The organism is Acidiphilium sp. JA12-A1 (genome assembly GCF_000724705.2).
GTDB lineage: Bacteria > Pseudomonadota > Alphaproteobacteria > Acetobacterales > Acetobacteraceae > Acidiphilium > Acidiphilium multivorum.
The window spans coordinates 1-11659 of sequence record NZ_JFHO01000130.1 but is presented as its reverse complement, the minus strand read 5'-3'; the positions used below and the strand labels follow the sequence as shown (position 1 = coordinate 11659).

Below are 11659 nucleotides of genomic sequence, written 5' to 3'. Positions count from 1 at the left end.
CTGCTGCTCGGCGCGATCGGGGCGGATCTCGCGGCGGCGCGCGGCGCGCGGCCGGCGCTGTGGGAGTTCGGCTTTCTCGCCGCCATCGCGCTGGCGGCGGCGGTTGCCGTGCCGGTGGTGGGCGCGCTGCTGACCTTCGCGCTGATGGTCGGCCCGGCCTCGTGCGGGCGGGCGGTTTCGGCGCAGCCGGGGGGGGCGCTTGCCGCCTCAGTGGCGATCGCGCTGGCGCTGATGGCCGGCGCCATCGCGCTCTCTTATCTCACGAACTGGCCGGTCGGATGTTTCGCCGGGCTCGGCGGCGCTGGCTGCTACGCGCTGGGCCGGGTACTGCTGTGATCAGGGCAGGTCGACGACCTCGACCCGGCGGCCGCGCGCGGCGAGCGCGATGCGCCCGCCCTTGAGGCGCAGCGCGTCGTTGCCGAACAGTTCGGCGCGCCAGCCTTGCAGGCAAGGCAGGTTCGGCGCGTCCTCGCTGGCGAGGCGGTCGATATCCTCGGCGGAGGCGATCAGCCGGGCGGCGACGTGGTTCGCCCCGGCCCGCTCGGCGAGCAGGACCTTGAGCAGGGCCACGAGGCCGGCGGGCGGGCGGGCGCTTTCGGGGGCGCGCGGCGCCTCCGGCAGTTCGGCATCGGGGATCGCCTTCGTCGAGGCGATCACCTCCAGTAGCGCCCGGCCGGACTTGCCGCCGGCGAAGCCGCTGGAGATGCCGCGCACCCGCGTCAGCCCCTCGGCATCCGCCGGGGCGAGGGCGGCGAGTTCGGGGATCTGCTCGTCGCGCACGATGCGCTGGCGCGGCACGTTCACCCGCATCGCCTCGCGCTCGCGCCAGGCGGCGATCGCCTTGACCAGCGCGAGCTGCCGGCGATTGCCGCCGCGCAGCTTGAGCCGGCGCCAGGCATCCTCGGGCTCGGTGCGGTAGGTCGCGGGATCGGCCAGCACCGCCGCTTCCTCGGCCACCCAGTCGAGCCGGCCTTCCCGCGTCAGCCGGGCGCGCAGGCCTTCATAGACCGGGCGCAGCCAGGTGACATCCGCCGCGGCATAGGCGATCTGCGCGCGGGAGAGCGGCCGGGCCGACCAGTCGGAAAAGCGGTGCGCCTTGTCGATCCGGCCGCCGGCAAGCGAGGAGACCAGCGTGTCATACCCGACCTGGTCGCCGAAGCCGGCGACCATCGCCGCCACCTGGGTGTCGAACAGCGGTGCGGGCACGGCGCCGAATTTCAGCAGGAAGATCTCGATGTCTTGCCGGCAGGCGTGGAACACCTTGGTGACCGCCGGGTTGGCGAACAGCGCGCCGAGCGGGGCGAGGTCGAGCCCCTCGGCCTGCGCGTCGATCACCGCGACATCGTTCGCACCGCCGAGCTGGACCACGCAAAGCTCGGGAAAATAGGTCTTTTCCCGCATGAACTCGGTATCGACGGTGACGAAGGGCTCAGCCGCCAGACGGTCGCAAAGGGCGGCGAGGGCCTCGGTGGTCTCGATCAGCACGGGTTCGGGAAAGCTCGGGCTCGGTTTCATGCGCGATCAACTGGCACGCAACGTCTTGACAGGAAAGACCCGCGCCGCTCATTTGCCGCTGTTTTCTGTCAGGACTGGCTCCCCATGCACGAATATCGCACCCATGATTGCGGCGCCCTGCGCGCTGCCGATGCCGGCATCACCGCGCGCCTTTCGGGCTGGGTGAACGTGAAGCGCGACCATGGCGGGCTGCTCTTCATCGACCTGCGCGACCATTACGGGATCACCCAATGCGTGTTTCCCGCCGGCTCGCCGGTGTTCGCCGCGGCCGAGGCGCTGCGGGTGGAGAGCGTCATCACCGTTACCGGCCGGGTGGTGAAGCGCGATGCCGACACGGTGAACCCCCGCCTGCCGACCGGCGAGATCGAGCTGGTGGCCGAGACGGTCGAGGTGCAGTCCACCGCCGACGTGCTGCCGATCCAGGTTGCCGGCGAGGCCCAGTTCCCCGAGGAGCTGCGCCTGCGCTACCGCTTCCTCGACCTGCGCCGCGAGAAGCTGCACCGCAACATCATGCTCCGCGCCAACGTGATCGCCTGGCTGCGTCGGGAGATGACGGCGCGCGGCTTCACCGAGTTCACCACGCCGATCCTGACCGCTTCCAGCCCCGAGGGCGCGCGCGACTTCCTCGTGCCATCGCGCGTGCATCCGGGCCAGTTCTACGCGCTGCCGCAGGCGCCGCAGCAGTTCAAGCAGCTGCTCATGGTCGCAGGCTTCGACCGCTATTTCCAGATCGCGCCCTGCTTCCGCGACGAGGCGAGCCGCGCCGACCGCGCGCCCGGCGAGTTCTACCAGCTCGATTTCGAGATGAGCTTCGTGACGCAGGAGGACGTGTTCGCCACGATCGAGCCGGTGCTCGGCGGGCTGTTCCGCGAATTCGGCGGCGGGCGCAGCGTGACGCAATGGCCGTTCCCGCGCATCGCCTATGACGAGGCGCTGCTGAAATACGGCTCGGACAAGCCGGACCTGCGCAACCCGCTGCTGATCACCGACGTGACCGAGGCGTTCCGCGATTCGGGCTTCGGCCTGTTCGCGAAGATCGTCGCCGGCGGCGGCGTGGTCCGCGCCATTCCCGCGCCGGGCACGGGGGGCAATCCGCGCTCCTTCTTCGACAAGCTCAACGACTGGGCGCGGTCGGAAGGGGCGGGCGGCCTCGGCTACATCATCTTTGCTCCGGACGGGGCCAAGGGGCCGATCGCGAAGAACCTCGAACCGGCTCGCGCCGAGGCCATCCGGGAGGCTACGGGCGCCAGCGTCGGTGACGCCGTCTTCTTCGCCGCCGGCAAGCCGCTTGAGGCGGCGAAATTCGCCGGCACGGTGCGCACGAAGCTCGGCACCGATCTCGGCCTGATCGATGGTGCAAAATTCGAGTTCTGCTGGATCGTCGATTTCCCGATGTACGAGCGCGACGAGGAGACCGGGCAGATCGTGTTCAGCCACAACCCGTTCTCGATGCCGCAGGGCGGGCTGGAGGCGCTGAACGGGCAGGACCCGCTGACGATCAAGGCGTTCCAGTACGACATCGTGTGCAACGGCGTCGAACTGTCGTCGGGGGCGATCCGCAACCACCGGCCGGACATCATGCTGCGCGCCTTCGAGATCGCCGGCTACGGCGCCGAGGAGGTCGAGGCGCGGTTCGGCGGCATGCTCAACGCCTTCCGCTATGGCGCGCCGCCGCATGGCGGCTCGGCACCGGGGGTGGATCGCATGGTGATGCTGCTGGCCGACGAGCCCAACCTGCGCGAGGTCATCGCCTTCCCGCTCAACCAGCAGGGCCAGGACCTGCTGATGGGCGCGCCGGCGCCGGTCCCCGCCGCGCGGCTCAAGGAACTCTCGCTCGCCATCGCGCTGCCGCCCGCGCCGAAGAAGGGCTGAGACGCCGCCGTCCCTGTGCATCGGCGCCGCCGCCCGCTAAACCGGGGGTAGAACGCCGATCACCGGTGAGGAGGAGCGAACATGTCCGACGAATTCCGCGCCCTGGTCATCCGCAAGGACGAGTCCGGCCAGAGTTGCCGCGCCGAGACCCTGCGCGATGACAATCTCATGGAGGGCAGCGTCACCGTCGCGGTCAGCCATTCCACGGTGAACTACAAGGACGGGCTGGCGATCACCGGCAGCGCGCCGATCGCCCGGCGGTTTCCGCTGATCCCGGGGATCGACTTCGCCGGCACCGTCACCGCCAGCGTCGATCCCCGCTTCAAGCCGGGTGACGCCGTGCTGCTCAACGGTTTCGGCGTCGGCGAGACGCATCACGGCGGCTATGCCGGGCGCGCCCGCGTTCCTGGCGACTGGCTGATCCATATCCCCGCCGGGCTCAGCGCCGCCGAGACCATGGCCATCGGTACTGCCGGCTACACGGCGATGCTCGCCGTCATGGCGCTGGAGGCTCAGGGGATCAGCAAGGAGAGCGGGGATATTCTCGTCACCGGTGCGGCGGGCGGCGTGGGGTCGATCGCGATTTCGCTGCTTGCCCATGCCGGGTATCGCGTGCTCGCCTCGTCGCGCCGAGCGGAGCAAGAAGCCGATTACCTGACCTCGCTCGGGGCGGCCGAGATCATCGATGCGGCGACGCTGTCGGCGCCCGGGCGGCCCTTCGGCAAGGAGCGCTGGGCGGGGGCGATCGATTCCGTCGGCAGCCATACGCTGGCGAACGTGCTGGCGCAGACGCGCTATGGCGGGGTGGTCGCCGCTTGCGGCCTCGCCCAGGGGAGCGACCTGCCGGCGACCGTGCTGCCGTTCATCCTGCGCGGGGTTACCCTCGCCGGGATCGATTCGGTGATGGCGCCGCGGGCGAAGCGCGAGGCGGCCTGGTCCCGCCTTGCCGTCGAACTCGACCGCGCGACGCTGGCCCGGCTGACCACGACGATCGGCTTCGAGGCGATCGGGGCGGCGGCGGCGGAGATCGTCGCCGGCAAGGTGCGCGGGCGCATCGTCGTCGAGATCTGAGGCGCTGTCTCAGGTCCGCTTCGGGTGAGTCCGCGGGCCGAGACGCAGCGCGAGAAGGGCGGCGGCGAGCAGGATCGCGACCAGCAGCCAGAGAATGTGCAGCGGCGGGACGGCGGAGGAGATCAGCCCGAGACCCATCAGCCCGACCGCCGCCAGCCCATTCGAGAGGCCGAGTGCGATGCCCGAGCCGAGCGAGCGGTTCTCGGGGAAGATGTCCTGCCCCACGAGGATGCCGACCGGCAGGGTGGCGAAGAGGGCGATGCCGAGCAGGCCGAGCGCGATCCATTGCGCCGCCCCGCTGGTGAGCAGGAAGACCGCGAGCAGTGCCGCGCCGGCGAGGCTGGAGCCGGCGAGGATCGGGCGGCGGCCGATCCGGTCGGCCAGGTGCCCGCCGCCGACATTGCCGATGATGCCGACCACGAGCATCACCGTGATCAGCGCCGCCCCCGCGGTCAGGCTGTGGCCGCGCAGGTGCCAGAGCACGGGCAGGAAGGTGGTGGTGCCGAAAATCGCCAGTGCACGCAGCGACTGGAAGGCGACGAGCGCGCTCATCGGCCCGAGATGGCGCCGCCAGGCGATCGGCTGTGCCGCGACATGGCGCGGCGGCTGCACCGGCAGCACCGCCCAGAGCAGCAGGATGCTCGCCACCGCCGGGATCGCCAGCAGCGAGAGCGCCTTCAGCCCCCAGGTGACGACGACGAAGCTCGCGATCAGCGGCCACAGCCCGCGCCCGACCTCGCCGCCGACCAGGAACAGCGACATGCCGAGCCCGACGCGCGGCCCGCTGAGCTGGCGCGCCCCCGCCAGCGCCTGCGGGTGGAACATCGCGTTGCTGATCCCGATCAGCACGAGTGCCGGGAGCAGCAGCGCAAGACTGCCGGAGCGGCCGATCAGCGCCGCCGCCAGCGCGGTGCCGAGCACGCCGGCGGCGATGAAGCCCCGGCCGCCGAAATGGTCCGCCAGCAGGCCGGTGCCGACCTGCAACGCCTGGCCGATCAGCAATGCCGCCATCACCGTGCCGGCGAGGGAGACGGGTTCCCCCATCGCCAGCAGCACCGCCGGCAGCACGCCGGGCAGGTAGTTGGCCGAACCGTCATTGAGGAAATGCAGCCAGCTCAGCGCCGCCAGCCGGCCATAGCGCACCGTGCCGCCGACCGTCCGCAATCCCTGGTCCATCACCACCGCCATTGGTTTTCTCCGCCGGCCGCCGCGCCGGGGGCCGGGATTTCACAAAAAGGGGAAGTTTGCATGACCAATCCGGCGGGGATTTGCAACCCGGCGGGCGGCGAGCCCTGGGCGGAGCCGCTATCCGCCAGCCTCGCGCTCCATCGCCTCGCGCATGATGAATTTCTGGATCTTGCCCGTCACCGTCATCGGGAACTCCTCGACGATGCGCACGATGCGGGGTATCTTGTAATGCGCGATCCGCCCCTCGCAGAAGCCGATCACCTCCGCTGGCGTGAGGGTCTCGCCGGGGTTGGGCTTCACCCAGGCGCAGGGCACCTCGCCCCACTTTGCATCCGCGATGCCGAAGACCGCGACGCTGGCGATCCTGGGGTGGGTGAACAGGAATTCCTCCACCTCGCGCGGGTAGATGTTCTCGCCGCCGCGGATCACCACGTCCTTGCTGCGGCCGACGATGGTGCAATAGCCCTCCTCGTCGATCACGCCGAGATCGCCGGTATGCATCCAGCCGGCGGCGTCGATCGCCTCGGCCGTTTTCGCAGCGTTCCCCCAGTAGCCGAGCATCACCGAATAGCCGCGCGTGCACAGCTCGCCCCGCTCGCCGCGTTTTACGATCCGGCCCTCGGCGTCGATCACCTTGACCTCGAGATGCGGGTGGATGCGCCCGACCGTCGCCACCCGGCGCTCGGGCGTGTCGTCGGTCGCGGACTGGAAGCTGACCGGGGAGGTCTCGGTCATGCCGTAGCAGATGGTGATTTCGGGCATGTGCATCCGGTTCATCACCCGGCGCATCACCTCGATCGGGCAGGAGGTGCCGGCCATGATCCCGCCGCGCAGCGAGGAGAGGTCGAATTCCTCGAACCCGGGATGTTCGAGCATGGCGATGAACATGGTCGGCACGCCGTAGAGATGGGCGCAGCGCTCCTCGGCCACGGCGGTCAGCGTTGCCAGCGCATCGAACCCGGCGGCGGGGTAGACCATCGTCGCGCCATGGGTGATGGCGGCGAGATTGCCCATCACCATGCCGAAGCAGTGATAGAGCGGCACCGGGATGCAGATCTTTTCTCCGTCCCGCAGGCCGATGCCCCGGCCGACGAAATAGCCGTTGTTGAGGATGTTGTGGTGCGAGAGCGTGGCGCCCTTGGGCGCGCCGGTCGTCCCCGAGGTGAACTGGATGTTGATCGGGTCGTCGAATTGCAGGTCGGCGCGCAGGGCTGCCAGGGTGGCGCGGCTCGCCGGCGTCGCGGCGGCGGCGATGGTGGCGAAGGGGGCCATGCTGGCGGGCAGATCCGCGGCGCTTTCCGCCGGGACGCCGATGACGAAGCGGTATTCGAGATGCGGCAGGCGGTCCGGCGGAATGCTGTCCAGCATCGCCACATAGTCGCTCGACTTGAAGGTCCGGGCGAGGACGAGGGCGCGGCACTGCACGTCGTTCAGCACGTATTCGAGCTCGGCGGTGCGATAGGCCGGGTTGATGGTGACGAGGATGATCCCCGCCCGCGCGGAGGCGAATTGCAGGATCGCCCATTCGGCATTGTTGGGCGACCAGATGCCGATGCGGTCGCCGCGGCGCATCCCGAGCGCGAGCAGGCCGGCGGCGACATCGTCCACCGCGCGGTCGAACGCGCCATAGGTGAAGCGCTCGCCGGTCTCGCGCACCACCAGCGCCTCGCGGTCGGGGTGGCGCCGCGCGGTTTCGGCCAGCGCCTCGCCGATGGTCACGCCGAGGCGCGGTGTGTCGCCCGGTCCCTGGACGTAGCTGATGCTCGTCATGGCTCGTTCTCTCCCTCCTGCCGAGCGTAATGCAGCCGCCGGGCGGCGCAAGGGGGCGGGTGGCAGTGCCGCTTCAGCCGCTCTATAACGGGGCGATGATCCCCCCGCCCGACCGCGCCTGATGCCGGCCCGCCCCAGCGCCACGATCGAGCGCCGGCTGGATGAAGCCGCCGCCGCCTGTGCTGCCGCCGGCCGGCAGCTCACCCGGCAGCGCCGCGCCGTGCTTGGCCTGATCCTTGCCGCTGACGGGCCGCTGACAGCCTACGAACTGCTCGACCGGCTGCGCGAGAGCCATCGCGGTGCGACCCCGGCGACGATCTATCGCGCGCTCGAATTCCTCATCGCGGCGGACCTCGTGCACAAGGTGGAGAGCCTGAGCGCCTATGTCTCCTGCGCCGACCCGGCGGGCGAGGCGCAGGGCCACACCCATGCGGCGCAGTTCTTCATCTGCCGCCAGTGCGGCGCCGTCGCCGAGCTGGAGGACGAGGCGGTGGCCGCCGCCCTTGCCGCCGCCGCGGCGCGGATCGGCTTTGCCGCCGGCAGCGCGATCGTCGAGGTCGGCGGGCTCTGCGCCGCCTGTGCTGCGGGTTAGGATACCTTTGCGCGGGTCGGCGTAGACCGGCGGGCTGGATTGCCGATTTCCGTGGCGGAAGTGATGCGGACGGTGGGGCCTGGGGGCGCTGCGGCGATTTGCCGGCGGGGTGGGGAGTGTGGCGCTGGTGCTGGTCCCGGCAGTGGCGCTGGCGCTGCCGCAGGGCGGGCAGGTGACGGCGAGATCGGCGAGCATCGCGCACACCGGCAACACGCTGACGGTCACGCAGACGAGCGGCAAGACCGCGATCGACTGGCAGGGGTTCAGCATCGGCGCCGGGCAGAGCGTGAAGTTCCGCCAGTCCGGGGCGATCATCGCTCAAGGCGGCGTGGTCCTGCTGAGTGCTTCGGCGAAGGCCGCGCTGCTGCGGACGGTGGTGAGCGAGACCGGGCTCGTCGAGGCCGGCAGTGCTGTGTGTCGCAGCGCGGGGCGATCACGCTGCCGGGCGGCGCGTCGGGCGCCGTGGCGGTGTCGGGCACGCTTGATGCGCACTCTTCTGCCGGTGCGGGCGGATCATGGCGACGGGTGCGATCCGCGGCGGGACGATCGCGGTGCGCGGCGGCGCGCTGGGCGGGTTTGTCGAAACCTCGGGGGCATCACCTCGATACCTCGATGTCACCGGCGCGTCGGTGCGGACAGCCCGCTCCTGACCTTCTCCGGCACGTTCGAGGGCCTGGGCCACACGATCTCGAACCTCAAGGTTACGGGCGGTAGCGATGTCGGTCTGTTAGAGAATGAATCTGAATGATAGTGTGGCTATCGGTTGCGTGCGATTTTCCTTGTGAGCAGGCGGATATGTGCGAGGAAGAGCCATGCGGTGGCGCTGGTAATGGTTGCCTCGAAATCCTTTGCGAGGCGCCGGCATCTGCCGAGCCAGGCGAAGGTTCTCTCCACCACCCAGCGTCGCGGCAGGAGTTCGAACCCGCTGACGGCGTCGGAGCGCTTGACGATCTGTATGGTTTATTTGCCGATTTTGGCGAGGCGTCCGTTGAGTTTGGGACCGGCATAGCCGCCGTCGGCGAACACGTGCCGCAACCAAGGATACAGGGATTTGACGGATTTGAGCACGTCGGGCGCCCCATCCCGATCCTGAATAACGGCATGATGAACGACGGCACCGACGAGGTGGCCGATTATATTCGGTGATGATGTGGCGCTTGCGTCCCTTGATCTTCTTTCCGGCATCGAACCCGCGCGGGCCCCCGGCTTCGGTGGTCTTGACCGACTGGCTGTCGATCACACCGGCTGTGGGAGACGCCTCTCGTCCGGCCATTTCCTGCGCTGCATGACCGGGACGTGATTGAGCCGATCGAGGGTGCCGTCGCGACAGAAGCGGTAGCAATACCCCTGTACGGTGTAGACGGCGCGAATTCCTTCGGAATCTGCCACCTCCGGCGGCATTCCACCTGCTCCGCAGGCGGAACCTTGAGCCGCCTCCGCCACTGACAGCCGGTCGACAGCATGTAGAAGATGGCCTCCACAATCCTTCGCAGCGCCACCGTTCGGGGCCGGCCTCGATGCGGCGGCAAGGGCATGAACGCTTCGATCAAGACCAATCGGCATCGGTGAGGTCGCTTGCGTAGCGCAATCCGACCCGGCAATATCGTCGCCGAGCGATTTCAGTCCAGGCCATCGTATTTCCGTTCGTCTTCGCAAACGAACTGAATCACAACCCGCTGAAATCGCTCAACTATCTTTTGCGGTCCGGCTCTGAGAGATGCTGGCGTCTGCTTTTCCATAGGTCCTGGCTGGAGTCCGGCGTCAGTATTTGAATATCTTCGCGAACAAGGTTTGATAATCGGCTCCTGCCAAAGGGCATTATGGCGTAGGCCCAATAATTATTTCATAGAAGAAATAAAATAACTTTACTCATTTTTATCGAATTCGCTTGCCGACGTGGAGGACTGCCGCGCCGGCTAACGCCGACGATAGCTGAGCGGTCGCCCGAGAACCCGCTTATGGAGCCGCTTGGCAGTCCCGCGAAGGCATTGGCAATTCGGGATCTGATTAGGTAATATTATCACATATAAGCTCACGGCGGGTTGGCGGCCTTATCTATTGCAGGTCCGGTCCGATGCACCATATCTCCAACAGCCATGCGCAAGATCGCCGCATTGACTTCGCTCCTTGTCCTTGGAGGATGTTCCGTGTTCGGAATCCGGTCCGGCACGCCGCAGCCTGACTATACCGTCACCGGACGGGTTGGCGCGGTGCAGCTTCGCGCCTACGGACCGCGGCTCGCGGCGGAAACGACTGTCAAGGGCGGAGAAATCGACTCCCGTTCCATCGGCTTCCGCAGGCTTGCATCCTATATCTTCGGGGCCAACACCAAGCCGGGCGGCGGCAGTGGCAAAATCGCGATGACCGCCCCCGTCGAACAGGATGGCGCCGGCAGCAGCCGGATTGCGATGACTGCGCCGGTCGCCCAGCAAGGCGGCGACGGTAGTTGGACCATCCGCTTCTTCCTGCCCGCCGGCATGACGATGGCCACAGCCCCGCGCCCGCGGGACCCGTTGGTCCACCTCGTCGAGGTTCCCGCCGTAACGATGGCGGTCCTGCGCTTTTCCGGCAGTCCTGGCGCCCGCGTGGTCGCGGCGCACAGCGAAAGGCTGCTCGCGACGCTGGCCCACTCCCCCTGGAAGCCCGACGGCCGCGTCGTCGCCTGGTTCTACGATCCGCCCTGGACACTGCCCTGGCTGCGCCGCAACGAGGTCGCCGTCCCCGTCGAGCGCCGCTAGAAGCGCTGGGAATTCGATTCTTACGCATGATAATGCTTTTATCATGCAGAGAAGTTGCAGCGTTTCGGCTGATCTCTCCAGCTATTCGCTCGCGCGCAGGTCAGCGCCGTTGAACAATCCCGCCCGCTGGTCCGCTGTCCGCCCACGACGGCTGCGCAATCGCGCGGACACCGGAGGTGGTCTGAGCCCTAAGTTCCCGCCATTCAGGAGTAGAGTCTCATCCTCGAGTGATGCCCACGATTGGGCGTAGGTGCAACAGCCGGGTTGGGGGTTAACCCCCAACCCGGCGCGCCGCTGATTTTTCCCGCCACCTCTGCCGGGGTTTTGTTGCCCAGGCTCGAATGGGGGCGGTGATGATTATAGTCGTGACGCCAGGCGGCCAGCACGGACCTCGCTTGAGGCAGGCTCGTGAACAAGGTCTCGTTCAGACACTCGTCCCGGAGCCGGGCGTTGAAGCTCTCGACGAACCCGTTTTGCTGGGGCTTGCCGGGCGCGATGTAATGCCATTCCACGTTCCGCTCTTTCGACCAGCGCAGGATCGACATGCTGGTGAGCTCAGTGCCGTTGTCGCTGACCACCATGAGCGGGCGCGCCCCGCGCTCAGTGATCGCCATATCCAACTCGCGTGCCACCCGGGCGCCCGAAATTGACGTGTCGGCGATCAAGCGAACGCATTCGCGGCTGAAATCGTCCACGACGGCGAAGATCCGAAACCTGCGCCCGCATGTCAGGGCGTCGGAGACGAAATCCAGCGACCAGCGCTGATTGCAGCCCTGCGGAATGGTCATCGGAGATCGTGTGCCCAAGGCCCGCTTTCGCCCGCCGCGACGGCGAACCTGAAGGCGTTCTTCGCGGTAAAGGCGCCGAAACTTCTTGTGGTTCATGGAAATTCCTTCGCGGCTGAGCAGCCAGT

The 11659-nt window shown here is 68.2% G+C and carries 10 protein-coding genes and 1 pseudogene; 6 read left to right on the top strand and 5 right to left on the bottom strand.

Translation table 11 applies throughout. The features are described 5' to 3' along the window. Positions 1 to 336 (top strand): metal ABC transporter permease (locus RT91_RS18165; RefSeq protein WP_035189014.1); only part of this gene is annotated, 336 nt, incomplete at its 5' end. On the opposite strand, the gene rnd is transcribed toward RT91_RS18165, so the two are convergent. After that, a complete protein-coding gene (rnd, locus tag RT91_RS18160) occupies positions 337 to 1515 on the bottom strand; it encodes a ribonuclease D (protein ID WP_012040004.1) in 1179 nt (392 codons plus the stop codon). An 84-nt stretch (positions 1516 to 1599) separates the two neighbouring features. Between rnd and aspS the strand changes: the two genes are divergently transcribed. Beyond that, a complete protein-coding gene (gene aspS, locus RT91_RS18155) occupies positions 1600 to 3387 on the top strand; it encodes an aspartate--tRNA ligase (protein WP_035189011.1) in 1788 nt (595 codons plus the stop codon). Positions 3388 to 3468: 81 nt separating this feature from the next. Then, a complete protein-coding gene (locus tag RT91_RS18150) occupies positions 3469 to 4458 on the top strand; it encodes an MDR family oxidoreductase (RefSeq protein ID WP_035189010.1) in 990 nt (329 codons plus the stop codon). 9 nt (positions 4459 to 4467) lie between these two features. Here RT91_RS18150 and RT91_RS18145 read toward each other — a convergent pair whose 3' ends face one another. Together RT91_RS18145 and RT91_RS18140 are read right to left on the bottom strand one after the other, a co-directional pair. Further along, entirely contained in the window at positions 4468 to 5646 is a 1179-nt protein-coding gene (locus RT91_RS18145; protein WP_013640778.1) for an MFS transporter, read from the bottom strand. A 117-nt stretch (positions 5647 to 5763) separates the two neighbouring features. After that, positions 5764 to 7416: an AMP-binding protein gene (locus RT91_RS18140; protein ID WP_035189006.1), complete on the bottom strand. Its 1653-nt coding sequence runs from the start codon at positions 7414 to 7416 to the stop codon at positions 5764 to 5766. Between the two features lie 121 nt (positions 7417 to 7537). On the opposite strand from RT91_RS18140, the gene RT91_RS18135 reads away from it, so the two are divergent. Together RT91_RS18135 and RT91_RS18130 are read left to right on the top strand one after the other, a co-directional pair. Further along, entirely contained in the window at positions 7538 to 8008 is a 471-nt protein-coding gene (locus tag RT91_RS18135; RefSeq protein ID WP_012039999.1) for a Fur family transcriptional regulator, read from the top strand. A gap of 127 nt (positions 8009 to 8135) precedes the next feature. Next, positions 8136 to 8756 carry a hypothetical protein gene (locus RT91_RS18130; RefSeq protein ID WP_231844424.1) on the top strand — a complete coding sequence of 207 codons (621 nt, stop codon included), beginning with the start codon at positions 8136 to 8138 and terminating at the stop codon, positions 8754 to 8756. Between the two features lie 8 nt (positions 8757 to 8764). On the opposite strand, the pseudogene RT91_RS20895 reads toward RT91_RS18130, so the two are convergent. After that, positions 8765 to 9641: pseudogene (locus RT91_RS20895) on the bottom strand (IS5 family transposase). Between the two features lie 514 nt (positions 9642 to 10155). Between RT91_RS20895 and RT91_RS18120 the strand changes: the two are divergent. After that, a complete protein-coding gene (locus RT91_RS18120) occupies positions 10156 to 10746 on the top strand; it encodes a heme-binding protein (RefSeq protein ID WP_007422997.1) in 591 nt (196 codons plus the stop codon). A gap of 203 nt (positions 10747 to 10949) precedes the next feature. On the opposite strand, the gene RT91_RS18115 is transcribed toward RT91_RS18120, so the two are convergent. Then, on the bottom strand, positions 10950 to 11659 hold a 710-nt coding region (locus RT91_RS18115), incomplete at its 5' end, for an IS3 family transposase (RefSeq protein WP_035189004.1).